The sequence below is a fragment of the Paenibacillus sp. PL91 genome (genome assembly GCF_012935325.2).
Lineage (GTDB): Bacteria > Bacillota > Bacilli > Paenibacillales > Paenibacillaceae > Pristimantibacillus.
Window position 1 is genome coordinate 174,913 of sequence record NZ_JABBYG020000009.1, and the last position, 26,556, is coordinate 201,468.

At 47.8% G+C, this 26,556-nt stretch carries 20 protein-coding genes; 17 read left to right on the plus strand and 3 right to left on the minus strand.

All coding sequences use genetic code 11. From position 1 onward, the window contains the following. Positions 1 to 310: 310 nt before the first annotated feature. The 16 genes from ilvB (at position 311) to HI950_RS21090 (ending at position 22,602) form a co-directional block, all read left to right on the plus strand. A complete protein-coding gene (gene ilvB, locus HI950_RS21015) occupies positions 311 to 2,056 on the plus strand; it encodes a biosynthetic-type acetolactate synthase large subunit (RefSeq protein WP_169086322.1) in 1,746 nt (581 codons plus the stop codon). Beyond that, positions 2,053 to 2,538, plus strand: coding sequence for an acetolactate synthase small subunit (ilvN, locus tag HI950_RS21020; RefSeq protein ID WP_169086320.1), 486 nt, complete (start codon positions 2,053 to 2,055; stop codon positions 2,536 to 2,538). The genes ilvB and ilvN overlap by 4 nt, the downstream gene beginning before the upstream one ends. Before the next feature lie 124 nt (positions 2,539 to 2,662). Then, positions 2,663 to 3,655: a ketol-acid reductoisomerase gene (gene ilvC / locus HI950_RS21025; protein WP_053374536.1), complete on the plus strand. Its 993-nt coding sequence runs from the start codon at positions 2,663 to 2,665 to the stop codon at positions 3,653 to 3,655. A gap of 123 nt (positions 3,656 to 3,778) precedes the next feature. Next, positions 3,779 to 5,323, plus strand: coding sequence for a 2-isopropylmalate synthase (locus HI950_RS21030; RefSeq protein ID WP_169086318.1), 1,545 nt, complete (start codon positions 3,779 to 3,781; stop codon positions 5,321 to 5,323). Between the two features lie 273 nt (positions 5,324 to 5,596). Next, complete coding sequence (gene leuB, locus HI950_RS21035) at positions 5,597 to 6,676, plus strand: 3-isopropylmalate dehydrogenase (protein WP_054028366.1); 1,080 nt, start codon at positions 5,597 to 5,599, stop codon at positions 6,674 to 6,676. Positions 6,677 to 6,821: 145 nt separating this feature from the next. After that, complete coding sequence (locus tag HI950_RS21040; RefSeq protein WP_169086316.1) at positions 6,822 to 7,370, plus strand: peroxiredoxin; 549 nt, start codon at positions 6,822 to 6,824, stop codon at positions 7,368 to 7,370. 233 nt (positions 7,371 to 7,603) lie between these two features. After that, a complete protein-coding gene (locus HI950_RS21045) occupies positions 7,604 to 8,020 on the plus strand; it encodes a hypothetical protein (RefSeq protein ID WP_169086314.1) in 417 nt (138 codons plus the stop codon). A 132-nt stretch (positions 8,021 to 8,152) separates the two neighbouring features. Further along, the gene (sigI, locus tag HI950_RS21050; RefSeq protein ID WP_169086312.1) at positions 8,153 to 8,968 is read left to right on the plus strand and encodes an RNA polymerase sigma factor SigI; all 816 of its coding nucleotides are present in this window, start codon (positions 8,153 to 8,155) and stop codon (positions 8,966 to 8,968) included. Further along, positions 8,965 to 10,317, plus strand: a complete 1,353-nt coding sequence (locus HI950_RS21055; RefSeq protein ID WP_169086310.1) for an anti-sigma factor domain-containing protein — start codon at positions 8,965 to 8,967, stop codon at positions 10,315 to 10,317. Before sigI ends, HI950_RS21055 begins: the two co-directional genes overlap by 4 nt. Before the next feature lie 230 nt (positions 10,318 to 10,547). Next, complete coding sequence (locus tag HI950_RS21060; RefSeq protein WP_169086308.1) at positions 10,548 to 11,921, plus strand: ATP-binding protein; 1,374 nt, start codon at positions 10,548 to 10,550, stop codon at positions 11,919 to 11,921. Between the two features lie 215 nt (positions 11,922 to 12,136). After that, positions 12,137 to 13,660, plus strand: a complete 1,524-nt coding sequence (locus HI950_RS21065) for a leucyl aminopeptidase (RefSeq protein WP_169086306.1) — start codon at positions 12,137 to 12,139, stop codon at positions 13,658 to 13,660. Positions 13,661 to 13,680: 20 nt separating this feature from the next. Next, positions 13,681 to 14,967 (plus strand): MFS transporter, encoded by a 1,287-nt coding sequence (locus HI950_RS21070; RefSeq protein WP_169086303.1) that lies wholly within the window; start codon positions 13,681 to 13,683, stop codon positions 14,965 to 14,967. A 145-nt stretch (positions 14,968 to 15,112) separates the two neighbouring features. Then, the gene (locus HI950_RS21075; protein WP_169086300.1) at positions 15,113 to 16,075 is read left to right on the plus strand and encodes an acetylxylan esterase; all 963 of its coding nucleotides are present in this window, start codon (positions 15,113 to 15,115) and stop codon (positions 16,073 to 16,075) included. Positions 16,076 to 16,396: 321 nt separating this feature from the next. Then, positions 16,397 to 19,312 (plus strand): 2-oxoglutarate dehydrogenase E1 component, encoded by a 2,916-nt coding sequence (locus HI950_RS21080; RefSeq protein ID WP_169086298.1) that lies wholly within the window; start codon positions 16,397 to 16,399, stop codon positions 19,310 to 19,312. A gap of 6 nt (positions 19,313 to 19,318) precedes the next feature. After that, positions 19,319 to 20,524 (plus strand): 2-oxoglutarate dehydrogenase complex dihydrolipoyllysine-residue succinyltransferase, encoded by a 1,206-nt coding sequence (odhB, locus tag HI950_RS21085; RefSeq protein ID WP_169086296.1) that lies wholly within the window; start codon positions 19,319 to 19,321, stop codon positions 20,522 to 20,524. 236 nt (positions 20,525 to 20,760) lie between these two features. Further along, positions 20,761 to 22,602, plus strand: a complete 1,842-nt coding sequence (locus HI950_RS21090; RefSeq protein ID WP_169086294.1) for a PAS domain S-box protein — start codon at positions 20,761 to 20,763, stop codon at positions 22,600 to 22,602. Here HI950_RS21090 and HI950_RS21095 read toward each other — a convergent pair. The 3 genes from HI950_RS21095 to HI950_RS21105 all read right to left on the minus strand — a co-directional run bounded on the left by HI950_RS21095 (position 22,594) and on the right by HI950_RS21105 (position 25,252). Beyond that, positions 22,594 to 23,817 (minus strand): MFS transporter, encoded by a 1,224-nt coding sequence (locus HI950_RS21095; protein ID WP_169086292.1) that lies wholly within the window; start codon positions 23,815 to 23,817, stop codon positions 22,594 to 22,596. The genes HI950_RS21090 and HI950_RS21095 overlap by 9 nt on opposite strands. A 57-nt stretch (positions 23,818 to 23,874) precedes the next feature. Continuing rightward, positions 23,875 to 24,297 carry a MarR family winged helix-turn-helix transcriptional regulator gene (locus tag HI950_RS21100; RefSeq protein WP_169086290.1) on the minus strand — a complete coding sequence of 141 codons (423 nt, stop codon included), beginning with the start codon at positions 24,295 to 24,297 and terminating at the stop codon, positions 23,875 to 23,877. A 97-nt stretch (positions 24,298 to 24,394) separates the two neighbouring features. After that, a complete protein-coding gene (locus HI950_RS21105; protein ID WP_169086288.1) occupies positions 24,395 to 25,252 on the minus strand; it encodes a helix-turn-helix transcriptional regulator in 858 nt (285 codons plus the stop codon). A 174-nt stretch (positions 25,253 to 25,426) separates the two neighbouring features. On the opposite strand from HI950_RS21105, the gene HI950_RS21110 reads away from it, so the two are divergent. Further along, positions 25,427 to 26,554, plus strand: a complete 1,128-nt coding sequence (locus tag HI950_RS21110) for a Gfo/Idh/MocA family protein (RefSeq protein WP_169086286.1) — start codon at positions 25,427 to 25,429, stop codon at positions 26,552 to 26,554. Positions 26,555 to 26,556: the final 2 nt, after the last annotated feature.

Genomic DNA, 26,556 nt, shown 5'->3' on the forward strand with positions numbered 1-26,556 from the left:
TGAACAGAGAGCGGATGGATCAGCTGCAACCATCGCCAAAATCCCTTTTCTACGAGCTCACCTCGGAGCTGTTTCCTTGAAAAGCAACAACGAATGCTGTTGCCTAATAGGGGAAATCGCAGGGCAAGCGTTACAGTGCCAATAGTATGGACGTATGTGCACGACGTTCTTACTTGTGGAGGTTATACATCGGGAGATGTGTAACGAATTTGGGTGGTACCACGGAAGATATACCTTTCGTCCCTCTTTGCTTCGTTTGAAGCATGAGGAGCGAAAGGTTTTTTTGTTTTTTCTGAGAGGAGGATGACTGATGGTAACGCAAGGTACAACACTGAAGTCAAAAGAGGAATTGAAGGAAAGGCTCTCGAAGCCCGAGGTCATTAGTGGTTCAGAAATATTGCTTCGCAGTCTGCTGCTTGAGGGTGTGGATTGTGTATTCGGCTATCCTGGTGGAGCAGTGTTGTACATTTACGACGCGATGCACGGGAACCCCGATTTCAATCATTTACTCACTCGTCATGAGCAAGGCGCGATCCACGCAGCTGACGGTTATGCCCGCGCAAGCGGTAAAGTAGGCGTTTGTATCGCAACCTCAGGTCCAGGGGCAACGAATCTGGTTACGGGTATCGCGACTGCCTATATGGATTCTGTACCGTTAGTTGTCATTACGGGCAACGTCATTTCCAGCTTGATCGGAAGCGATGCTTTCCAAGAAGCGGATATTACAGGCATTACAATGCCAATCACGAAGCACAGCTACTTGGTACGTGATGTAGAAGACTTGCCGCGAATCATACATGAAGCATTCCACATTGCCAACACTGGCCGCAAAGGTCCAGTATTGATCGATATACCAAAGGACATCTCGGCGGCTACAACATTGTTCAAGCCGGTAACGGAAGTAAGCATCCGCGGCTACAACCCGACGGTTTCTCCAAACAAGAATCAAGTCGACAAGCTTATTAAAGCGATTGAGCAGGCAGAGCGTCCGATCATTCTCGCCGGCGGCGGAGTTGTATATTCCGGCGGTCACGAGGAGTTGTTCGAGTTCGTAACGAAAACGCAAATTCCGATTACGACGACATTGCTAGGTTTGGGTGCATTCCCAAGCGGCAACGAGCTGTTCCTGGGCATGCCAGGCATGCACGGCACGTATACGGCTAACAAATCGATTCAAAGTGCAGATTTGCTAATCAACATCGGCGCTCGCTTCGATGACCGTGTAACCGGCAAGCTGTCCGGCTTCGCGCCGCTTGCAAAAATCGTTCATATCGATATCGATCCAGCGGAAATCGGCAAAAACGTACCGACGGACATTCCGATCGTAGGTGACGTGAAGACGGTTCTCCAGCTTGTTAACAAGCAAGCTAAACGCGCGGATAAAGCGGATGACTGGCGTGCGAAGCTTAAGGCATCCTGCGCGGAATATCCGTTTAGCTACTCGGATTCCGAGACTGAGCTTAAGCCGCAATGGGTAGTGGAGCTCATCCACGAAACCACAAATGGTGATGCAATTGTAACGACTGACGTTGGCCAGCATCAAATGTGGGCAGCCCAGTATTACAAATTCAACAAGCCGCGGTCATGGGTTACCTCCGGCGGTTTGGGCACAATGGGCTTCGGCTTCCCTTCCGCTATCGGCGCCCAAATGGCGAATCCGGACCGGGTAGTCGTATCGATCAACGGTGACGGAGGCTTTCAAATGTGCGCGCAGGAGCTCGCTATTTGCGCAATCAATAATATTCCAGTCAAGGTTGTTATTATTAATAACCAGGTGCTTGGGATGGTTCGCCAGTGGCAAGAGCTTATTTACGATAATCGCTACAGCCATATCGATCTTTCCGGCAGTCCAGACTTCGTTAAGCTTTCCGAGGCTTACGGAGTGAAAGGCTTCCGCGCAACGAATAAAGAGGAAGCGCGCGTCGCATGGGAAGAAGCACTCCGCCATCCAGGTCCAGCAGTCGTTGAGTTCGTCGTTCGCAAAGAAGAGAACGTGTATCCAATGGTTGCGCAAGGAAGCACCATCGACGAAATGATCATGGGGGATGCGGAATGAAAAAACATACGATCGCAGTAATCGTTAACGATCAGCCCGGCGTTCTGCAACGCGTATCCGGCTTGTTCGGACGCCGCGGCTTCAATATTGAGAGCATTACAGTTGGTTCCAGCGAAGAGGTAGGCTTGTCGCGTATGGTCATCGTCACTTCAGGTGATGACCATACCCTCGAGCAGGTTACGAAGCAATTGTACAAGCTGATCGACGTTATTAAAGTTATTGATCTCAGCTCCAACCCGATGGTTGCACGCGAGCTTGCCTTAATTAAGGTAAACGCGGAGCCGGCATCGCGTCCTGAAATTCTAGGCGTAGTAGAAACCTTCCGAGCAGCGGTTGTTGACATCGGCACTCATTCGCTTATGGTACAAGTAGTAGGTGACACGGAGAAAATCGACGCTATGGTCGAGCTGCTTAAGCCTTATGGCATTCGTGAGCTATCGCGTACGGGAGTAACTGCGCTAAACAGAGGCAACGCCAAGTAATTCCTATCATACATTCAACATCCCCGCTTTGAGCGGGAGTTTAAGGGGAGAACCGCTGCTTATGGGTCATTCTCTGCTTAAACACCCGCTCAAAAGGGTTAAATTAAAGGAGGCAATTATTAAAATGGCAGTTACAATGTACTATGAAAAAGACGCGGATCAAGGCGTACTACAAGGTAAAACAATCGCAGTTATCGGTTACGGCAGCCAAGGTCACGCGCAAGCGCAAAACCTTCGCGACAGCGGATTGAAAGTAGTTATCGGACTTCGTCCTGGTAAATCCGCAGACGTTGCTAAGAAAGACGGCTTCGAAGTACTTACAGTTGCTGAAGCAACTAAAGTAGCTGACGTTGTTCAAATCTTGCTTCCTGACGAAACACAAGCGAAAGTATACACAGACGAAATCGCTCCTAACTTGAAAAAAGGCGCGGCTCTTATGTTCTCACACGGCTTCAACATTCATTACGGCCAAATCGTTCCTAACGCAGATACAGACGTATTCCTAGTTGCTCCAAAATCTCCAGGTCACATGGTTCGCCGTACGTACCAAGAGGGCTTTGGCGTTCCTGGACTTATCGCAATCGAGCAAGATGCTACTGGCAATGCTAAAGCTATCGGTCTTGCATATGCCAAAGGTATCGGCTGTACACGTGCAGGCGTTATCGAAACTTCTTTCAAAGAAGAAACAGAAACAGATTTGTTCGGTGAGCAAGCTGTTCTTTGCGGCGGCGCTTCCGCACTAGTTAAAGCAGGCTTCGAGACGCTTGTTGAAGCTGGCTACGCTCCAGAAATGGCTTACTTCGAGTGCTTGCACGAGCTTAAGCTGATCGTTGACATGATGTATGAGGGCGGAATTTCGTCGATGCGCGATTCCATCTCCAACACTGCAGAATACGGCGACTATGTAACTGGTCCTCGCATTGTTACTGAAGAGACGAAGAAAGAAATGAAACGCGTATTGGAAGATATCCAATCCGGCCGTTTCGCTCGTGACTTCATCTTGGAAAACCAATCGAACCGTGCTATGCTTACAGCTACACGTCGTAACGAAGCAGCTCATCCAATCGAGCAAACAGGCGCACAGCTTCGTGAATTGATGCACTGGATCAAAAAGTAATAACAGATAGAATGAACGACCATATCCCGGTACGCCGGAGTGCAAGGCGAAGCGGCTTACGTTTCGCCTTGCAGCTTCATTCGCGTGCCGGGATCATTCTGTTCACGGAGGTGCATGGCACAAATGCGGAAAATTTATGTTTTCGATACAACGCTTCGTGACGGAGAGCAATCTCCGGGTGTAAACCTGAACACGAAGGAAAAGGTAGAGATTGCCCTTCAGCTTGAGAAGCTTGGCGTGGATCGTATGGAGGCTGGGTTCCCAGCAGCATCCCCAGGCGATCTTGCAGCGGTTAATGCGGTTGCGCGCGCAGTAAAGAACGCAACGGTCATCGGCCTCTCACGCTCCCGCGAGCAAGATATTGATGCGGTTCGTGAAGCGCTTATCGGCGCACAGGATCCGTGCATTCACGTATTTCTAGCTACAAGCCCTATTCACCGCAAACATAAGCTGCGGATGGAGAAGGATCAGGTTCTCGAGACGGCAGAGCGTGCGATTCGTTATGCGCGGAAATACTTTGACAAAGTTGAGTTTTCAGCAGAGGATGCCGGACGTACGGAGCTGGATTTTCTTTGCCAGGTAACGGAGATGGCGATCAAAGCAGGTGCTTCGGTCGTTAATATTCCGGATACGGTCGGTTATATGAATCCGCAGGAATTCGGAAATATTTTCAAAACCTTGAAGGAAAACGTTCCGAATATCGAAACGATTCAGCTAAGCGCGCATTGTCATGATGATCTTGGCATGGCGACTGCCAATTCACTTGCTGCGATTCTAAATGGCGCCGACCAAGTCGAGGGTACGATCAACGGTATTGGCGAGCGTGCCGGCAATACAGCGATTGAAGAGATTGCTATGGCGCTCGCTACGCGACCTGATTTCTTCGGCGCTCAAACGACGCTTAACCTGAAGGAAATCGCAAAAACGAGCCGCCTTGTCAGCAAGCTGACGGGTATGGTCGTTCCGGGCAATAAAGCGATTGTCGGCGCCAATGCATTCGCGCATGAATCCGGCATTCATCAGGATGGTATGCTGAAGGAAAAGACAACCTACGAGATCATCTCGCCTGATACGATCGGCCTTAAGGAATCGAAGCTTGTCCTAGGCAAGCACTCCGGACGCCATGCGTTCCGCGAGAAGCTGATCGATCTTGGCTATGAGCTTGAGGATGAAGCGGTTAACACGGCTTTCGCCAGATTTAAGGATTTGGCTGACCGCAAGAAAACCGTAAGCGATGAAGATATTCTTGCCCTTCTTGAAGAGAAGCTTATTGATACGCCGGAAGTGTTCAGCTTGGAGACAATCCAAGTGAGCTATGGCAATCAATCTACGCCAAGCGCCTCTGTTCGGATTCGCAAAGCCGAAGGCGATGTCGCTGAAGAGGTGGCAATCGGCAACGGCTCCGTGGATGCGATCTACAATGCGATCGATAAGGTTACGCAGGAAAACGTTGAGCTTGAAGACTATTCGATCAAATCGGTCTCGCAAGGCAAGGATGCCCAGGGTGAGGTGCATGTTGTTTTGAAGCAGGATGAAGTTTCTGCTCAAGGCCGTGGACTAAGCACGGATATTCTAGAGGCAAGCGCACGCGCCTATATCGATGCGCTTAACCGCTTGATCGAGAAGCGGAAGTCTCCCGGCCGTCGCGATAAGATGAGCTTGATTTAAATTTTCACAAAAAAAGACAGCAGCCAAGAGAACTTGCGGCTGCTGTCTTTTTTCGTGCACAGCCATTTGTTTCATATTTCGTATGGGATTTCTATTGGCTCTATAGACATAATCTATAGAGCCAATAGTTTTTATATCTTTGTAATCACTCCGCTTTTATGGTACAAATGATAATAGAATGAGAATGAGTGTATAACTTGTCGAATTCAAGGTGCGAATTTTGCTGCGTTGGATGGATAAGTTTAATCGAAAATGAGGAGTGTTACTTTAATTATGTCAGAAGTAAAAAAAATCGCAGTTATTGCCGGCGACGGTATCGGACCTGAGGTTGTTGGCGAAGCGCTGAAAGTGCTCAAGAAAACAGAAGAGCTTTATGGCTACAAATTCGAAACAGAGCACGGCTTGTTCGGCGGTATTGCCATTGATGAGAAGGGCACACCGCTTCCACAAGAGACGCTTGAGCTTTGCAAAGGCGCGGACGCGGTATTGCTTGGCGCTGTTGGCGGTCCGAAATGGGACAACAACTCGAAGGAGCTTCGTCCAGAGACTGGACTCCTCGGCATTCGCAAAGCGCTTGGCTTGTTCTCCAACATTCGCCCAGCAACGGTGTTTGATTGCTTGAAAGAGGCTTCCACTTTGAAGCCGGAAGTTCTTGAAGGCACGGATCTTATCGTTGTTCGTGAGTTGACTGGCGGCATTTACTTTGGCGAGAAATTCCGCCGTGAAGGCGCTGGCGGCGAAGAAGCGGTTGATACTTGCGTATACAATGTGCAAGAAATCGAGCGTATCGTACGCCAAGCATTCGATATCGCAATGACTCGCGGCAAACGTCTTGCTTCGGTTGATAAAGCGAACGTGCTTGAAACATCGCGTCTATGGCGTGAGGTTGTGAACCGGATCGCTCCTGAATATCCTGAAGTTGAGCTTGAGCATGTGCTTGTCGATAACTGTGCGATGCAATTGCTTCGCCGTCCTTCGAGCTTTGATGTCATCGTAACAGAAAACATGTTCGGCGATATTCTAAGCGATGAAGCTGCGATGCTGACTGGATCGATCGGTATGCTCTCTTCTGCTTCACTTGGCGAAGGAAGCTTTGGTTTGTACGAGCCGGTACATGGTTCAGCACCTGATATCGCTGGCCAAGGCATCTCGAACCCAATTGCAACCATCCTATCGGTAGCTCTTATGTTCCGTTTAACGTTTGGCTATCACGAAGCTGCTGCTGCAATTGAAGCTGCCGTGAAAGAAGTGCTTGATGCTGGCCACCGTACTGGCGATATTGCAGTTGATAAAAGCAAAGCAATCGGAACGACTGAAATGGGCGATTTGATCGTAGCAGCTCTTAGAAAATAATTAATAGATTATAATAATTATAAATAAATAGTTGTTATAATATTGACTTCATTCTAGACTAGTGATACTATTTACTAGGTAAGTCACACAGATGAAGTGACAAAAACAATAAAAATTTATGGATAGGTCAAGGAGGTTTTCTATAATGGCAGAGCGTTTGGTAGGCCGCCAGGCCCCAGATTTTTCGATGGAAACAGCAACAGGTGACGGTAAAGATTTCGGTACAGCATCCCTTGCAGATTACAAAGGCAAATGGCTGGTATTGTTCTTCTACCCACTAGATTTCACTTTCGTTTGTCCAACTGAAATTACTGCTTTGAGCATGGCGGCAGCTGAATTCAAAAAATTAAACACTGAAGTTCTTGGTGTCAGCATCGATAGCAAACACAGCCACCGTGCATGGATCAACACGCCGGTTAACGATAATGGCCTAGGCCAACTAGAATTCCCGCTTGCTGCAGACATCACGAAAAGCGTTGCTCGTGACTACGGCGTTTTGATCGAAGAAGAAGGCATCGCGCTTCGCGGCCTATTCATCATCAACCCAGAAGGCGAAGTACAATACCAAGTTGTTAACCACAACAACGTTGGCCGCAGCGTTGACGAGACGCTTCGCGTATTGCAAGCTTTGCAATCCGGCGGACTTTGCCCTATCAACTGGAAGCCAGGTCAACAAACTTTGGTATCGAAATAATAGATTTCGTACCGTTTTATTCAAAACCCGCGCCATGCGATGGCGCGGGTTTTGTTTTTTTGTTTAGGCCTAGAGGCGGATATTATGATTCAAAAGCAGGAATTTCAATCATGCTGAGCGAATAATGTATACTTAGTCACTGAGCTCAAAAAAATACTTGGTTTGCATTCGCAAACCTAAGTTGATTCTTACGAAGCTGGTTTGCATTCGCAAACCTTTAGGAGGAGTCGTCAATGAGTTTTTGCTGTGGAGCTAGTATGATTGGAACAAAGGGAACGCTAAAGCATTTCCGAACGCATATTCATAATGTGCCCATTATGTTTTGTCCGGTATGCCACCGTGTAGACATTCATTATTTAATCGAAAATGAATATGAAATATTAGCCGAATATGCACATGGCGACGGCGCCGCCGAAGTTGATTTTCAGGAGTATGTGGAGCAAGAAGGCAAGGCGCTGCTTGAAAATTGCGTTAATCATGAGAATGAGGATCCGATGGATGTTGTTCATAGTCAAATCGATATGGCGCTTGATTTGCTTAGCTTCGCAAAGCAGATTGAAGACACGGAGTGGCAGCTTGTACTTAAGAAGCGTCTTGGGATGCTGAATAACAGAAGGAATAAGCTCCGTCAACGCCGTACATCCGTTTAGTTTTTAAACACGAATGGTGAGCCTCCTTTTCGGGGGCTTTTCTTTTTTTAAAATAAATGAAGATCTTCTCATAATGTACCCCCTGAAACCGGTTAGACAGAAACGAATCATACTAGTAGTGAGGTGGAGCGGTTGTTACTTGTATTGTTCAAACGCTTTCTGCGGAAGTCTGCTTCCACAGATGCTGCGGAGAATGAGCAGAAGCTTACTCCCGAACAATGGGTTGCTCGAATTCGTCAAGGCGATGAGCTGCTTCGAGAGCAGTTCATAGCAGATTACAAGCCTTATATAATGAAAGTAACAAGTCGATTTTGCAAACGGTACATAGATCCGAATCAAGATGATGAATTCAGCGTGGCGCTGCTTGCTTTTAATGAAGCAATCAATCAGTTCGATAGCCATGCCGGCAAATCATTTATCGGATTTTCAGAAACCGTCATTCGCCGTCGGCTTATTGACCATGTCCGAAAAGAACAGAGGCATTCTCAGGTTGTGCCTTATAGCATGTTCGATTCTGAAGATGAGGAGCAGCCGCAATATAATTCCGTTGAAACTAGGCAAGCGATGAATGCCTTTGAAATAAAGCGGACCGAAGACGAGAGAAAGCAGGAGATCAGTGATCTGAATCAAGAGCTTCTAAGGTTCGGGATTTCTTTTGCAGAGCTGGTAGAAGTATCGCCCAAGCATGCAGATTCCAGAAGATTGTTGATCGGAATTGCGCAAACACTTGTGAGTGAGACTGATTTATTTGACTCGTTAAAAATGACGAATAAGCTAGCGGTAAAAGAGCTAACCGAAATGTGTGGCGTTTCCCGCAAAACGGTTGAGCGAAACCGCAAATATATTATTGCGATCGCACTTATTATTTCTGGCACATACCCATACATGCACAATTACTTACATATAACCGATGACCGGTTGGATATGAATAAGGAGGTAAGCAAATGAAACGTGGAGTCGTTATGAGCATTCATAAGCAGCATGCCGTTGTAATGACGGCAGACGGCCAATTTTTGCAAGCCCCTATTCAAGGGAAGACGGAAATAGGTGAAGAAATTACGTTTGAAGAGGAATATAGGAAGCCTCGCACCTTTAAAGCAGCTTATTGGTATACGAGTGCTGCGGCGATAATGCTGCTGGTGTTCCTTCCGTTTTTGCTGATGATGCAGCAGGATAAAAATCCTGTTGTCGCCTATGTAAGCATGGATATTAATCCAAGTGTTGAGCTAGGCGTAGACAAGAACGATAAGGTTCGCGAGCTGAGTGCATTAAACGAGGACGGCAGGCTTATTATTGAAGGGCTTGAATATGAAGGTGTCAACGTGGAGACGGTAGCCGCTTCGATCCTGGAGAGGGCTAAAGGCTCACATTATCTCGATACGCCAAACAAAAATATTTTTATTACGAGCATGCTATTAGACGACAATTCTGCACTTAAACTCGATTATGAGCAAATTTTGACGGGAAAAGTCGACCGAACGCTTCGGAATTTATTAAAGCAGCTGGCAGCGGAGGCGGCTAGCGCGAATATTACAACGTTGTCGGTACCAAATGAGGTGCGTGAGGAAGCGGCCGCAAACGGCATTTCTTCAGGTAAAATGGCTGTATATTTAATGGCGAAGGACGAAGGTTATACGATAGAAATGGAGCAGCTCAAGCAGAACTCCATCGATAAAGCTACGGAGTCGCTTGGCGGCTTGAAGACGATCGTAGATAATGCGGAAGGCTTAAACAAGGAAAAGCTGAAGGAGCTTGTTGCACGCGAGAAAGAGGAGAAGGCCAAGCAGCAAAAGGCGGATCAGAATACAAATACAGCTAAGCCTGCAGCTACCCCTAAATCCAATAAACCGGTAAAAGCAACAAAACCGGAGAAGCCTGTCAGCAGTGAAGTGAATAATGCTGCCGTTACAACGAAACCAGGCAAGAATGGGACATTGGACAACAAGCCGGCAACAACACCGGGGAAATCGAATAAGCCAAACTCGCCCAATAGACCTAATGTCGATAATAAGGATGACAAGAACAAAGAAAAAGACAAGGACAAAGACAAGGACAAGGAAAAGGAAAAAGAAAAGGAAAAGGAAAAGGCGTGGGACCGCAACTGGGAAAGCTACGGTGATGAAGATCTTTTCGATATCTGGAACAGAAATAATGATCAGTGGAAATATGATCTAGATGATGACAGCAGCAATGACAACAAGGATCGAAGGGAAAGCGAAGATAACGACAGGGAAGACGGATGGGATGATAAAAAAAGCAAGGAATTAAATAAGGAAGACGATACCCGAAACGATTGAAATGCAAAGCAAGTATTGAAAATGATTGTTAGTTTACAAGTTTATCAATACAAAAATAAGGTAAGAAAGCAGTAGGGGACTTGAGACCTAATTGGCGCAGGGGATGACCTTGTGCCTATTTTCTTCTTAAAATTCGACAGGATTTCCGATTGACAGCGATTGTAAACTCGCCCTATGATTAGTAGTAACTGTAACCGTTATCTATAGATATTGCCGGGGAGGAGTACAAGATGCAGGCCATTCGAAAGCGCTATTTCCCGGCGCTTGCCGAGTATATACGAAGTGGTAAGGAAGTATCACTATTCCATGCCAACGAGCTGGGCAAGGAGCTTTATGGAATAAACCCGGAGGAAATTATTGCTGTTCATGAGGAGTGTATTCAGTCTTTGGCTGCCAATGTGGATTCGGAGGAAGCGATAAGATTATACAATCGCTCTTTCGTTTTCTTAATGGAAATTATGGTTGCCTGTCGTTTTCGATTGCAGCCTGAGCGGTCGAACGAGCAGAAATTCAGTGAAATGCGTGAAATGCTTTTTCGTTCCAACCGATCTTTCGAGATGGTTAAAAATAAATACGAAAACGTCTTGCAGCATATGGACAGCGGGATCGCATTGTTTGACAACGATGGCATATTATCGTTTATCAATGTACAGATGGCCAAGCTGCTGGACATTCCTCGAAAGACATTAATCGGTTGTACCATAAAGGAAATATTAAGACACCGGCAGCTTACCAATTCAACGAAAAGAACGGTTTTGAGACTTTACAAAGAAATGTTTCTTATGCATAGTCGCTACTATGAATTCCAACACAAAGATGGCAAACATCTATTGGTGACGGTTACATACGGTGATCAATTAGACGGTGATTTTCTAATTAGTGTCAAGGATGTTTCGGAGTATAAGCAAATTGAACAGACGGCATTACAAAATGACAAGCTTGCCATGCTTGGAAAAATTGCTGCTGCTATCGCCCATGAAATTCGCAATCCCTTAACGAGCATCAGAGGATTCATACAACTGCTTAGGCCTTATTTAATGGAAGTAGGCAAAGAAGAGTATGCGCGTATTATTTTGACGGAAATTGACAGGGCTAACGACATTATTTATGAATTTCTAAATTCGTCCAAGCCATCAGCACCAATGAAGCAATTGGTGTCTATCGATCATTTGATTAAAGAAGTGGTGCTTCTAACGGAAAGTGAAGCGCTCATGCGGAACTGCGAAATTAAGGCGGAGTGCTATTGCTCAGAGCATTACGTATCGATTGATGTGAAGCAGGTAAAGCAAGTCATATTGAATATCGTCAAAAATTCGCTGGATGCCATCGAGGAGGTACAAGGCGAACGAAGAGGCCTGATCGATATCATCACGCGAAGCAGCGGTCAAACGGCCGAAATTGTCATTAAGGACAATGGCAAAGGAATGGATAAGGCGACGATGAATCGGCTGTTCGATCCGTTCTTTACGACGAAGCAGTCGGGTACAGGGCTTGGTTTATCGGTGAGCTACCGCATCGTTCGCAATCACAATGGGACCATTCGTGTAGAGAGCCAAGCCGGAATTGGAACAGAGTTTATTATCACGCTGCCGTTAGCCGAATGAAGGCTGCATGAGAGATTATTTTTTCATTCAGGCTATTTCCATTATGAAGCCCGGCTCCCCCAATAGGGAGGCGGGCTTTTTTGTTTTAGCTTTGAATTATAAACATGGAAAAGTCGAAAGACGTTCGGTATAATGAGTTTGAAAAACGTGTTGATTGTATGCAATTTTGCAGGATACATATATGTTTTATTCATAAAGAAAGCGAGGGAATACAAATGAGTGTTCAATTCACATATGGGGCTCGCGGTGCAGAACAGGCGGTTAATGATGCGGTCGTTCGTTTCGTCAGCAAAAATGAGCTCAACTCGGGAGGAGTTGCTGGCGCGATTGTGCAGCCGCAAATCGATGATGCGCTGAGAGGACTGTACGCCAAAGGTTTGTTTAAGGCGGAAGCGGAGCAGACCGAGGTTGTCGCGACTTTGGGCCTTTATCCGGCAGCGTATATCGTGTTTGTTGGGCTTGAGATGGACGGTGAGGCAACGAGCCTGCGCCTAGCCGCAGCAGCGGCAGCCAAAGCGCTCAAAAAACTGCGTGCTGAGTCGGTTCAATTGCTTCTATCGGAGCAATTGCTGGAGTGCTCGAAAGCAAAGCTTGGAGCCGATCGTGCGGCTCAAGCGCTGACAGAGGGATTGCTCCTTGCACTTCATGTGCGTCAGCCGCTTAAACGTGAACAGAACGAACGATTTACGCTGAAAGAGGTTGCTTTTGTACCTCAGAGTGCAGCAATAACGGAAGAGGACGCCGCATTGTGGAAGCAAGGCATCGCTAAAGGGAAGCTGTTTGCTGAAGGCGTTAGCTTTGCCCGCGATCTGACTAATTTGCCGGGCAATGATCTTACGCCTGAGCGTCTAGCTTATCATGCAGAGGAGCTAGCTCGGGAGCTTGATTTGGAAATTGAAGTCATCGATGAGTGGAGTGCGGCAGAGCAGCGAATGGGCGGCTTGCTTGGCGTAGGCCAAGGCAGCATAAATCCGCCTCGCATGATCGTTATCCATCATAAAGGCGATCCTAACTCCGAAGAGGCTTGGGGACTGATCGGTAAAGGCATTACGTTTGATACAGGCGGCATCTCCTTAAAGAGAGCCGAAGGGATGCAGGAAATGATCTCGGATATGGGCGGGGCTGCCGCTGTGCTTGGAGCGATGCGCGTTATTGGCGAGCTGAAGCCTGCAATCAATGTCATTGCAGTCATTCCGACGGCTGAGAATATGCCTTCAGACCGTGCGATAAAGCCCGGCGACGTGCTTCGCATGATGAGCGGGCATACCGTTGAAGTGGTAAATACCGATGCAGAGGGAAGATTGGTGCTGGCCGATGGCTTGACGACCGCCATTACAAGGGGAGCGACCCGCTTGGTAGACGTGGCCACGCTGACAGGAGCAGTATCAGTTGCCCTTGGCACCCAAGCAACGGGCGCGGTTACGAATAATGACCAGCTCTTTAAGCAGGTGCAGTCCGCATCTGAGCGCGCGGGCGAGAGAATATGGCAGCTGCCATCTTATCCGGAATATAAGAAGCAGATTAAAAGCGATGCTGCTGATTTGAAAAATAGCGGCGGCAGAGATGCCGGAACGATTACCGGCGGCCTGTTCATCGGACATTTTGCAGAAGGACTGCCTTGGGTGCATCTTGATATCGGCGGCACGGCATGGCTGGAATCGAGCAGAGGCTGGGAGACAAAATGCGCTACCGGCGTTATGGTTAGAACCTTAATAGAATTGATCGTACACCAAGAGTAGGCAGAGCGGAGAGGGTTATTATGTTGAAGGACATCTTGCTGCCTAGGCGGCGAATGTCCGAGCAGCGGCGTGGCTTGCACACAGCTGTTATGGAAGGAATTCCTGCGAACATTATTGGGAATTTACTTGGAGGTCCGCTGCTCACAGCGTACCTCCTCTATTTGGGCGCCAAATCGGATGCAATCGGCATAGCGCTTGCAATACCGGCTTTTGCCAACCTCGTTCAGCTCATTATCGCGTTTTACATGCATCGCTTTGAGAATAGGCGGCTGCACATTTTGGTGTTCAGTATGGTTCACCGCACGTTATGGACGGCAACGGGACTGATTCCATTCTGGGTGCCGGAAGCCTACTGGGTAAGTACTTATATTGCAATGTTCACGATATCGTTTATTTGCGCACAGGCCGGCGGCGTGCTCTGGACCTCATTGGTGGCGGATATGGTGCCTGCTCAAGTTCGCGGACGTTATTTTGGCATACGGAATACGATACATTGGGCAGTGGCAAGCCTTTGCCTGCTCATTGGCGGACAAATATTGAACCGTCTGCCGGAAGGCAGCGGCTTTGTCATGTTGTATGTTATTTGCGCAGTGGCAACCATCTGGAACGGTATCGAGCTATATCGATATCCTAATTTACCGCTTGAGCGATCGAATGAATCATCCAAGTGGAAAAAGCTCCAAAAACCGCTTCGTGACCGCACTTATTTGCTGGCAACTCTTTTTCTAGCGACTTTTATAATGATCCAAAATATTGCGGTACCGCTATTCTCATTCGTCATGCTGGATATTGTAAAGCTGAACTATACTTGGGTAACGATTATAACTACGATACAAATGGTCGTAATGATGTTCAGCTACTACTATTGGGGCAATTTAAACAGCAAATATGCAACGAGAACGCTGCTTAGATGGTCGCTTCCGATCATTGCGATCGCCTGCTTGCTGTGGTCCGGAATGGAGCTGCTGCCTGCCATTTTTGTGCTGATCGTAGTGCACATTGTGCTCGGTATTGGCATTGGAGGGTACAACCTGCTCGCTTTTAATTTTATTATTGGCGACACGCCTAAGTCGGAGCGTCCCATGTATATCGCTGTATTTTCTGCGCTGACAGGTATAACAGGCTTTATCGGCCCGTTGGCCGGCGGCTGGATTTATAAGCGTGTAGAGGATAGTCCATATTGGCTGCAAAGCTACGGCGTTTCTACGATTACGGGAGCTTTGCTGCTCTTTATGGCGCTTGTGATTGGACCAATAGTGCTGAAGGAAAAGAAACCGGAGAGCAGAAGGACAAGCCCAAAGATGTAGGAGCTTGCGCTTTTTTTGCTGCGAAATCGGATATTGGATGAAAAAAAGCTCTTACTTTTGCATATGGCTTGCGAAAAGAAGGGCTTTTTTGGTTGAAAATGAGGTACAGGAACGAAAATACGAGTCGGAATAGGGGCATACTGAGATGAATGCAATTAATCGACGTAAAAATGATTTGTTAGCGTATAACCCGCCGGCGACCATTGGTGCGGACGAGCTGGACACCTACTGGCAGGACATATTGCTCCGTTACAAGCAGAAGCCTCTCGATATAGCGAGAGAAACGCTGGATACTCCTATTGCGGCTGTAAGGACAGAGCGTTTAACGTATAAGGGGAGCGATGATACGCTGATTCATGGGTTGTATATCGTTCCGCAGCTTGGCTTGGAAGGAAATAAACTCCCTTGCGTCGTCATCTACCAAGGCTATACAGGCGATAAAGGGCTTCCGGAGCGATATGCAGCATGGCTGCTGCTTGGCTATGCTGTATTTGCCGTCGATGCGCGCGGACAAGGAGGAGAAACCGGCAACCTGCTAACCTCCAGCGAAGGCGCAGTTAAGGGCTGGGTTTCACAGGGAATCGCGAGTATTGAGCTTAGCTATTATCAAGCCATAACGATGGATGCAGTAAGAGCGGTTGAAGCGGCTTCGCTTCAGCTAGAGGTGGATGACACCCGAATCGCCGTTGTCGGTGCAAGTCAGGGCGGGGGACTGGCGCTGCTTGCCGCTGCCCTTCATCCCAAGGTAAGCGCGGTCGTGTCTGATATTCCGAATATGTGCCATATGGATTACGGCATTATGCATTCAACAGGCTCGCTTACCGAGATCGCACAGTATATTAAGCGGTATCCGGAACGATTAAGCATGGTGCTGACTACGCTGGCTCATTTTGATTTATTGAATTTGGCGGAGCGCATCAAAGCGCCTGTCCTGATGTCGGTCGGATGGAAGGACACCGTTTGCCTGCCAGAGACGGTCTATGCTGTATATAATCGGATTCGTTCGCAAAAACAGCTGAATGACTATCCTTTTTCGGGTCACGAAGTGAGCGAATATCAAACTCGAGCAGCTATTTTATTTTTGCAGGAAGCGCTCGCAAGGCACTAGCCTGTGGAATCCACCGCCTTCTGGATATCGTATCCAATTGATGCTTGCTTGATTGTCCGAGAACGACAATCAATGCTTGAAATGGATGATATTGATGCCAATATGATCATGGAAGGTGAGCGTACTATGTACTAAAATATAAGGGAGCTATTAAGAGGTGTCCAAAAGACAGCAGGAATTGATCGTTTTCTATAATAACCAATGCAGATAAGAGCAATTTGGAGACGTTTTGAGCAAGTGCAAGTTGGCGGGCATGTATGGCGAGCTTCGCCTTAGAAAATAATAGAATGGCAATGAATAGAGAGGGTGGAATTTTCTGCAATGAGCAACCATGATGAGCGTAATTATTCGCCTTGGCAAAGCTACTATGGCCCCAATCTTGGGTATGTGCAGGAGCAATACGAACGGTTCTTAACCGATCCTGATTCCGTTGAGTCAACGGTTCGTGAGCTATTTGAACGTTTTGGAGCACCGCCGGCCGTATCATTGGGAGCGACTCCGGGCATTTCGGTTAAGCCAAGCGAGCAAAAGGCTGCATCAACTGCAGCTGCACCTGGTCCGATTGATTCAAATATGTTGAAAAAGGTTGTGGCTGCACATCAGCTTATGCTGAACATACGCAGATACGGCCATTTAGCTGCGGATATAGACCCGCTCGGCTTTAGCCCTGCAGCAGATACGAAGCTGCTTGAGCCAGAGACCTTTGGGCTCACTAAAGAAGATTTAGCCGCTATTCCGGCTTCGCTTATTTGGGATAATGCGCCAGCATCGATCTCGAATGGCTGGGAGGCCATTAGCCGCTTGAGAGAAATTTATACCCGTTCCGCGGCGTATGAATTTACACATATCCATGATGAGAACGAACGGAACTGGCTTAACAAGCAGGCGGAATCGGGAAGCTTCCCAGCTCCGCTGTCGGCTAGAGAGCGTTCGGCACTGCTTGAACGCCTTATGGAAGTGGAGTATTTCGAGAACTTCCTGCACCGTACATTCGTTGGGCAGAAGCGCTTCTCAATTGAAGGCGTGGATATGCTCGTGCCTGTACTGGATGAGATCGTCCGTGCGGTCGCACATGACGGAGCGAACAATATTTTGATGGGCATGGCGCATCGCGGCCGACTTAACGTTCTGACGCATGTGCTTGGCAAGCCTTATGAGAAGATTTTCTCTGAGTTCCACCATGCGCCGAACAAAGAGCTTATCCCGTCCGAAGGGTCCATGGGCCTTAACTACGGCTGGACTGGCGACGTGAAATACCACTTGGGAGCAGACCGTGCCGTGAAGGAAGGCGAAACGATTCGCGCGAATCTTACGCTTGCCAACAACCCGAGTCACCTTGAATTCGTAAATCCGGTTGTCGAAGGCTTCACCCGCGCCGCACAAGAGGATCGCAGCAAGCGAGGCTTCCCTGAGCAGGATCCGTCAAAAGCGGTTACGATCTGCGTCCACGGCGACGCGGCTTTCATCGGCGAAGGAATTGTTGCCGAGACGCTAAACTTTAATAAGCTACAAGGCTACCACAATGGCGGTACCTTGCACATTATTGCGAATAACCGGCTTGGCTTTACAACGAACAGCATCGATTCACGTTCGACTCATTACGCAAGTGATCTGGCGAAAGGCTTCGATATTCCAATCGTACACGTAAATGCGGATGAGCCGGAAGCATGTTTGGCAGCAGTACGCCTCGCATGCGAATACCGTCTCCGCTACAATAAAGGATTTGTAATCGATTTGATCGGCTACCGTCGTTTCGGTCATAATGAAATGGATGATCCGGATGTGACGCAGCCGCTTATGTACTCGAAGGTTCGCAATCACCCAACCGTAAGCGCGCTTTACAGCGAGCAGTTGAAAGGCGAGAAAGCGATCACGGATGAGCAAATCGAGGAGCTGCGCCAGCGTACGAACGGCAAGCTGCAAGCAGCCTACGATGCAATGAAAGCAAATGAAGGCCAGCCGCGAATTCGCGGCGAGCAGCAAAAGTCGGTGCTTCCTGTCGGTGAAGAAGCCCGCACAGCAGTACCGCTTGAGACGCTTCGCGACATTAACCTGGAGCTGCTTAACCGTCCGGAGGGCTTCACGGAATATACGAAGCTTCAACGGATTTTGCAGCGGAGAGCTTCTGCGTTGAACGATGGCGAAAAGGTGGATTGGGCACATGCGGAGACGCTTGCGTTCGCAACGATTCTTGCAGACGGTACGCCAATTCGTCTAAGCGGTCAGGATTCAGAGCGCGGAACGTTCGCGCATCGCCATATTATGCTTAACGATAACTCAAATGCAGCCAAGTTCTCCCCGCTGCATATGTTGCCGCAAGCGAAAGCGTCCTTTGCCGTTCATAACAGCCCGTTGTCGGAAACGGCAGTACTTGGCTTTGAATATGGCTACAACGTATTTGCTCCTGAAACGTTTGTGATTTGGGAAGCGCAATACGGTGACTTCGCTAACGTTGCGCAAGTTATTTTCGATCAATTCATCTCGGCAGGCCGTGCGAAATGGTCGCAAAAATCCGGCATTACGATTTTGCTGCCGCATGGTTACGAAGGCCAAGGACCGGAGCATTCCAGCGCAAGGCTGGAGCGTTTCCTACAGCTTTCGGCTGACAACAACTGGACGGTTGCTAACTTGACATCGTCTGCTCAATATTTCCACTTGCTGCGTAAGCAAGCATCGCTGCTAGGCACAGAGCAGGTACGTCCGCTCGTTCTTATGGCGCCTAAGAGCTTGATCCGTAATCCGCGCGTCGCTTCACATGGTGTGGAATTCAGCGAAGGCTCATTCAAGCCGGTGCTGCCGCAATTCAGCCTAACGGAGCCGAAGGATCAGAAGGACAAAGTGAAACGGCTGCTGCTTTGCACAGGTAAGGTTGCGATCGATATCGAAGAGGCGCTTTCTTCTACAAACGCAGAGGATTACGAGTGGCTGCGCGTTGCGAGAGTGGAGCAGCTCTATCCGTTCCCTCATGCAGAGATCGAGCGCATCGTGAAGCAATTCGACAAGCTGGAAGAAATCATATGGGTACAAGAAGAACCGCAAAACATGGGCTCATGGAGCTTCATGGAGCCGCGTTTGCGTGCACTGGCGCCTAAGAAGGCTGCCGTTCGCTACGTAGGCAGACCTGATCGCTCGAGTACAGCAAGCGGACACCAAGAGGTACATGCCGCTGAACAAAAATGGATCATTTCGACAGCTTTGAACGGCAAACCAGTTGAAACAAGTTTGATAAGGGGGTAATGACTAATGGCTGAAATTATAGTACCAGAATTAGGCGAGTCCATATCTGAAGGCACAATTACCAAATGGTTCGTGAAGGAAGGCGACTCCGTTAGTCAGGGAGATGTCCTACTGGAGCTCGAAACGGATAAGGTTAACATCGAAATCAGCGCCGACAACAGCGGCGTCGTATCCCGCATAGCGAAGCAAGACGGAGATGTTGTACTCGTAGGCGAAGCAATCGGTTCGATCGGAGAAGCAGCTGGCGGCGCGTCCGCTCCTGCTGCTCCTGCAGCGGTTGCTGCACCTGCGGCACCAGCTGCTCCTGTGGCAGCTCCAGCTGCTCAGTCAACAGCTCCTGTAAGCGAAAGCGCAGCAGCGATCAACGCTTCTCCTGCTGCCCGCAAACGTGCTCGTGAGCAAGGCATCGATCTTTCGGCGCCAGGACAAGCTCCTGCACCGGCTGTAGCAACTCCAGTTAAATCCGCTCCTCTTACTCAAGCCGAGCCAGTTAATGCGAGCAAAGATGCGAAGCCAACAGAACGCAAACGGATGTCCCGTCGCCGGGTTACGATTGCTAATCGCCTAGTTGAAGCACAACGTACAGCAGCAATGCTGACGACTTTCAATGAAGTAGATATGACGGCGATCCTTGATTTGCGCAAACGCCGCAAGCAAGCGTTCTTCGAGAAAAATGATGTGAATCTAGGATTTATGTCGTTCTTCACGAAAGCGGTAGTTGGCGCGCTGAAAGCTTTCCCGCTGCTTAATGCTGAAATCGACGGCGAAGACATTATCACAAAAAAATTCTTCGATATCGGTATTGCGGTATCTGCTAAAGAAGGCCTAGTTGTACCGGTCGTTCGTGATGCAGATCGTCTAAGCTTTGCTGAAATTGAGAAAAACATCGTAGAGCTTGCTGGCAAAGCAAGATCGAACACGCTTGCGATCTCTGATCTGCAAGGCGGCAGCTTCACGATTACGAATGGCGGCGTATTCGGCTCCTTGCTGTCAACGCCAATACTTAACGCACCGCAAGTTGGTATTCTCGGCATGCACAAAATTCAAATCCGTCCAGTAGCGATCGATGAGACTCGCATGGAAAACCGTCCGATGATGTACATCGCATTGTCTTACGACCACCGTATCGTAGACGGCAGCGAAGCTGTTCGTTTCCTCGTAATGGTCAAAGCGCTTCTAGAAGATCCAGAAGCACTTCTTCTGGAAGGCTAATCATAGATAGATCAATAAGAACCGCCCTTGAGGTAGAGGAATCTACTTTAAGGGCGGTTTTTTTGTTTCATTATTTCAATCTGTTCATCTTCAAATGGATTGAATTGTATCGGGGAATTGGCGCTTAAACGAAATCTATCCCATTTAAATTACATGATGCAGCAGGAAGCAGGCTAGCGATGTTGAAAGTAAACAATCAGACAAAGCTATTTGCTTGGATGAGGTGGGTGACCCAAATGAAAATAGTTGGAGTAGGCGAGCAATTAAAGGAAAGTGAAGAGAGATATCAGCATCTGGTCCATATGCTACCAGATGGTCTTGTTGTATTGTTAGAAGGTGATATTGTTTTTGCTAACCGAGCTTATCTGAATATGATTGGCGTGACCAGGCTGGATGAAATCATCGCGCATCCTATGAGCAAATTTGTTCATCCCGAATATTTGGACCAATTTACCGCTAATATTAATTTTTTGATACGAGAAGCGAATCCTTCTCACTTTATATATCACAAGCTGCTTAAACTGGACCTAGCGGTTATAGAGGTAGAACTGAGAGCGGTTGCAGTGAAATTTGACGGCCAGCCTGCCGTACAGCTGATCGTTCATGATATTTCCGACCAAATACGGATGAAAGCATCGCTCCATGAGAAGGATTATTTGTACAAAAGCTTAATGGAAAACGTAGTAGCTGGCGTATTCGTGGGGCAAAAGCACAAAGTCGTATATGCCAATCCCTATTTAGCTGAATTGTATGGGTATACCGAGGAGGAGATGCTTTCGCTCTCGCCTAATCAACTGGTTTCAGAGGAAGATCTTCTTCAGATCACAAATGATGTTTTGAAAGGCATGGTTGAAGGCATTGAACAATTTCCGCTTAAGCTAAAAGGAATAAAGAAGGACGGCAGCATCATTTATTTGGAGGGAAACAGCTCGATTATTATGTTTAACGGGCATCCATCGCTGCTTGGCACGCTGCAGGACGTGACCTTTAAGCGCGAAAAGGAAAAGACGCTGAGGGATAGCGCCAAGCTCTATCAGAAAATCATTAAATTCGTTCCTGAACCGATCCTGCTGAGTGATCAAGGCATTATTCTATATGTGAATAGATTGGCGCTGCAGGTAATTGGAATAGCCGATGCTACAGAAGTCATTGGTCAAAGCCTGCTTGAATTTATCCATCCTAGCGATCACGACACGCATATGCAAACGGTGGAAAACATTACACTTTCAGATGAACCGACGCCCTTTGAAGAACGAGTGATTATTCGTCCAGATGGGCAGCATATCGATGTAGAACTGTCGAGCATTCGGATCAATAATTATATGGGCAAGGATGTCATGCTTACCGTCATTCGCGACTTGACCGACCGCAAACGTTCGGAGGAATTGCTCATTCGCTCAGAGAAGCTGTCGGCTATTGGGCAGCTTGCGGCAGGTGTGGCGCATGAAATACGCAACCCATTAACAGCGCTTAAGGGTTTTACACAGCTTCTTAGCGCAAAATATCCGGAGACGCCGCATTATTTTAACATTATGGCCAATGAAATTGACCGCATTACGCTTATCGTAAATGAGTTTATGACACTAGCAAAGCCTCATTTCACACAGTTTAACTACGAGCCTCTCGAGCCTATTTTGCAAAGCGTTATTTCGATATTGGAGACGCAGGCTATTTTGCTAAATGTGGAGCTGAAGGTTTTTTATGATGAAGCGAGGCCGTCTGTATACGGTAATGTGGATCAGCTAAAACAGGTTTTTTTGAATATTATTAAAAATGCGTTAGAAGCGATGCCGCAGGGCGGCGAGGTAACTTTGTCGGTTACGACAATGGAGGACGGTTTCGTCCACATTCGGATTAAGGACGAGGGTCCAGGCATACCGGAGGAATTGATCAAGAGGATCGGCGAGCCATTTTTGACGACCAAGGAAAAAGGGACAGGTCTTGGCATTATGATCAGCACGCGCATTATTGAAGCGCACAAGGGTACGCTTCAACTTAGCAGCGTTCCCAATGAAGGGACGATGGTCGAAATTACATTGCCCGTACAAGACAAGCATTTGGCGTTAAGCTTACGGTGATACATAAACCTCATCGGATGCAGCGTTCACCAATCGTTTGCGCTTGTGATGAAGCGTAAAATAGATGACGGATGAGAAGGCAATAATAATAGCGCAAAGGATATACATGACGCTGTAGCCGTAGCTTGATGCTAACGAGCCAAGCGTATAGGAGCCAATGCCGTAACCAAGATCGAATAGCAAATAGAAGGTTGCTGTAGCAAGTCCTCTGCGATGAGCAGGGGCTGCGAGTACCGCAATCGTCTGGAAGCAGGGAAGCAATGCCCCATAGCCTAGTCCAATGACGGCTCCTGAAATGAGCAGCATAGCTGGCGAGCTGGCTTGGCTGAGCAGAAACATGCCGATCGTGAATATGGCTATGCTTGGGTAGACGATAACATGCTCGCCTACACGGTCGAGCAATTTGCCTACAAGCGGACGAGGCAAAACAATCATAATGCCGAAGCAAACGAAGAAATAGCTGGCATATTGATCGATGGCTTGCTCATGAGCAAAAACGGACATAAAGGTTACTAGACCGCTATAGGCAAATGCGACAACAAATCCGCTGAGCGCGATTGGAACAGCTTTTTTCTCTACAAGATCGCGCCAATGCAGCTTGCTTTTGGGTTTATTTTGACCGCCATCTACGGCAGCTGGTATCGGTTTATCCGCTTTGCGCCTCGTCGAAGCGCCGAGTATGAAGGCAATTAGGGAGCATGCAGCGCATAAGGCGAACATAGCGGTAAAGCCGCCATGCGTCGTGATCGTTAAGCCAACAAACGGTCCGATGACCATTGCCAGGCTCATAAATAAGCTGAAGTAGCTGATGCCTTCTCCTTTGCGATGCTCCGGAATGATGCCGATTGCGGTCGTATTCGTGGAGGTGGTCGCAATAGCGAAGGTGCCTCCGTGAAAAAAACGGACAAGCAAAAGCATGGCATAGCCGAAAACGCCTAAGTATGCCATCGAAAATAATAAAAATAGCAATAAGGAAATAACGACGATTTTATGCTCGCCATACTTGGCCATAAGCTGCCCGGCAAAGGGGCGAAGCAGTACGGAGGCGATGACGAATACGGTCATAGACAAGCCGGCTTGCGTATCAGATCCACCGAGCCCATTCGTTACATAAACCGACAATGCGGTTGCTAGCGTATAAAAAGAGAAAAATAGAAAAAAACTGCTTAAACATATTTTTATGAAGTCGGCGCTCCATAATTTATTCGTATTCATGTGTGTTCCCCTCTCAGATGACAGCGGTGCGATTGCTATCAAGCGGGCAGCTTATCTTTACTGCTCCACGTTTTTTTTAATTTTGGCCATGAAGCTCTTGAATGCTTGAATTTCTTCTTTCGAAATATTCGCCAGCATTTGCGTTACAAAATCAGCCTCAATCGGTGCGAGCGCATGAGCATTCGTTCTGCCATTTTCGGTTAAATAGAGAAGCTGCGATCTTCTGTCCCCCGGGTTCGCTACACGCCGGACAAGCTCCTTGCGTTCAAGCTGATCGACTAAACGTGTGATATTGGCGGGGTCTTTGTCAGTACGCTGTGCTAAATCCTTATGTGTAATGCCGTCATGCTCATCAAGGCACATGAGCAGCGACCATTGCTCAGGCGTTACGTCATGCTCTTGAAAAAGCTGCTGCAGCCTCTGGTTTAATTTGCGTCCTGTATTACTTATGACATAACCTACGGATTGTTGGAATTCCACTTGCGATCACCTGCTCCAGTCATTTAGTTGATATAACAATAATACGCTTATCAACTAAATAGGTCAACTACTCCAATCTATTATTGCAGATTGGAGTTTATTCTTGGCCAGATGAAAGCAGTTGATGCTGCTTGCGATATTGCTCGGGAGTTAAATCGGTATGCAGCTTAAAAGCGCGGCTAAAGTGTGAGGGATGTTTAAAGCCGACCTCGTAGCCAACATCGGTTATTGGCTTAACGGTGTCGATAAGATCGATTTTGGCCTGGTAGATTCTGCGCTGCATAAGAAATTGGAAGATCGTGCTGCCCGTAACCTCTTTAAACGTTTTAGCTAAATAAAATTTGCTCAGATGAAGCTCCGTTTGAATGCCCTCCAGCGTAATATCTTCATCATAATGGCGCTCTACGTATGAGATGATGTCCTGCACATGGCGCTCCTTGGACGATGGGAAGGTAGGTTTGTCATGGAGCGGCTTCTGGCATAGCTGATTGATCAATATTAAAAAGTCGAGCATCCGTGCCTGAAAGCGCTGCTGTGAAAATACATCCTGCTGCATGTAGAGCTGCTCCAGCTTGAGAAGGGTATCCTCGACCTCTGCTTTCTCGGGGCCACGCAGCTGCAGCCTGACGTTATGCAGCTTCTGGAACGGTTCAAGCAGGTCAGCGGCAAACTGAGGCTGAATGAATTGCTTGAAATAAAATGGGTCGAAATGAAGGATGGAGCGAATATACTTCTCGCTTGGGTCTACATGTGCCCGGTGAAGCGTCATCCCATGCATAAGCAGCAGATCGCCGGGTTCAAGCACATGAATGCGATCATTGATAAGGTAATTGACTTTGCCGCCATGAAAATAATAAATTTCATAATGAAAATGGGTGTGGTAAGGGATTTGAGCGTTAAAATCGGAGCTTGTCCCCATTGTATATGGCAAGCTAATTCGTTGCTGCGTGCTCATCATTTTGCCTCCCCTTGTAAATAACCTCATTATACACCAACCACAGTCAAATAAAAGCGCAAACAGGATAATGCGAATGAAGCCGGCACGATCTTGAAGTGCTACCATAAAGGCAGGTTCATACGAGTTGGCAAAGCAGCTATTTAAACATTCAAATAAAGGGGCGGCATTCGGATGCAGATCGTTCGTTTAGGTATTATCGGGCTGGGAAATATGGGCAAGGGACATATTGGTTATTTATTGAGAGGTGAAGTAAGCGGCGTTGAAGTTACTGCGGTCAGCGACAGCTTGCAGCCTAATCTTCAATGGGCCAAGGAAAAGCTGGGAGATCAAGTAGGCTTGTATGCAGATCCTTATGAGATGATGGATTCCGGCTTGATTGACGGCGTTCTCATCGCCACGCCTCATTATTCGCATCCAGAGCTTGCAATCGCTTCCTTCGAGCGAGGACTGCATGTGCTTTGCGAGAAGCCGGCAGGCGTTTACACGAAGCAGGTTCGCCAGATGAATGAGGCGGGCAGCAGGGCTAATGTGAAATTCAGCATGATGTATAACCAGCGGACAAACCCGCTATACGTGAAACTGAAGGAATTGATAGATGCAGGTGAGCTTGGCGAGGTGAAACGGACCAATTGGATTATAACGAACTGGTACCGCTCTCAAAGCTATTATGATTCAGGTACATGGCGGGCAACTTGGGCTGGTGAAGGCGGCGGCGTGCTGCTTAATCAAGATCCGCATCAGCTCGACTTGTGGCAGTGGACGATCAGCATGATGCCAAAGCGCGTCCGCGCATTTTGTTATTTTGGCAAGCATCGTAATATTGAGGTTGAGGACGACGTGACGGCTTTCGTGGAGTACGAAAACGGCGCTACAGGCGTATTCGTGACGACTACAGGCGAAGCGCCCGGAACGAACCGATTGGAAATAAGCGGTGATCGTGGCAAAATCGTCATCGAAAATAATACATTAACCTTTTGGCGGCTGCGCGTGTCTGAGTCGGAATTCAATAAGAGCTACACGGGAGGCTTCGGTGAGCCGGAATGCTGGAAATGCGAAATTCCGGTCAAAGGCAGCTATCCGGACCATAAAGGAATTACGCAAAACTGGGTAAATGCGATTCTATATGACGAAGCATTAATTGCTCCCGGCGAAGAAGGCATTAAAGGGCTGATGCTCTCGAATGCAATGCTGCTATCGACTTGGACCGACAACTGGGTTGACCTTCCGATTGATGAGGAGCTGTTCCATCAGTATTTGCAAGAACGGATTACGAATTCGACTTATCAGAAGGAGGATTAAGG

Excerpts from the sequence above, each read along its gene's own strand:
- HI950_RS21090 (WP_169086294.1), top strand. The coding sequence starts at position 20,761 with ATGAAAATAGTTGGAGTAGGCGAGCAATTAAAGGAAAGTGAAGAGAGA.
- HI950_RS21110 (WP_169086286.1), top strand. The coding sequence starts at position 25,427 with ATGCAGATCGTTCGTTTAGGTATTATCGGGCTGGGAAATATGGGCAAG.
- HI950_RS21105 (WP_169086288.1), bottom strand. The coding sequence starts at position 25,252 with ATGAGCACGCAGCAACGAATTAGCTTGCCATATACAATGGGGACAAGC.
- HI950_RS21070 (WP_169086303.1), top strand. The coding sequence starts at position 13,681 with ATGTTGAAGGACATCTTGCTGCCTAGGCGGCGAATGTCCGAGCAGCGG.
- HI950_RS21060 (WP_169086308.1), top strand. The coding sequence starts at position 10,548 with ATGCAGGCCATTCGAAAGCGCTATTTCCCGGCGCTTGCCGAGTATATA.
- HI950_RS21065 (WP_169086306.1), top strand. The coding sequence starts at position 12,137 with ATGAGTGTTCAATTCACATATGGGGCTCGCGGTGCAGAACAGGCGGTT.
- ilvC (WP_053374536.1), top strand. The coding sequence starts at position 2,663 with ATGGCAGTTACAATGTACTATGAAAAAGACGCGGATCAAGGCGTACTA.
- HI950_RS21040 (WP_169086316.1), top strand. The coding sequence starts at position 6,822 with ATGGCAGAGCGTTTGGTAGGCCGCCAGGCCCCAGATTTTTCGATGGAA.
- ilvB (WP_169086322.1), top strand. The coding sequence starts at position 311 with ATGGTAACGCAAGGTACAACACTGAAGTCAAAAGAGGAATTGAAGGAA.
- HI950_RS21030 (WP_169086318.1), top strand. The coding sequence starts at position 3,779 with ATGCGGAAAATTTATGTTTTCGATACAACGCTTCGTGACGGAGAGCAA.
- odhB (WP_169086296.1), top strand. The coding sequence starts at position 19,319 with ATGGCTGAAATTATAGTACCAGAATTAGGCGAGTCCATATCTGAAGGC.
- ilvN (WP_169086320.1), top strand. The coding sequence starts at position 2,053 with ATGAAAAAACATACGATCGCAGTAATCGTTAACGATCAGCCCGGCGTT.
- HI950_RS21045 (WP_169086314.1), top strand. The coding sequence starts at position 7,604 with ATGAGTTTTTGCTGTGGAGCTAGTATGATTGGAACAAAGGGAACGCTA.
- HI950_RS21080 (WP_169086298.1), top strand. The coding sequence starts at position 16,397 with ATGAGCAACCATGATGAGCGTAATTATTCGCCTTGGCAAAGCTACTAT.
- HI950_RS21095 (WP_169086292.1), bottom strand. The coding sequence starts at position 23,817 with ATGAATACGAATAAATTATGGAGCGCCGACTTCATAAAAATATGTTTA.
- leuB (WP_054028366.1), top strand. The coding sequence starts at position 5,597 with ATGTCAGAAGTAAAAAAAATCGCAGTTATTGCCGGCGACGGTATCGGA.
- HI950_RS21055 (WP_169086310.1), top strand. The coding sequence starts at position 8,965 with ATGAAACGTGGAGTCGTTATGAGCATTCATAAGCAGCATGCCGTTGTA.
- HI950_RS21075 (WP_169086300.1), top strand. The coding sequence starts at position 15,113 with ATGAATGCAATTAATCGACGTAAAAATGATTTGTTAGCGTATAACCCG.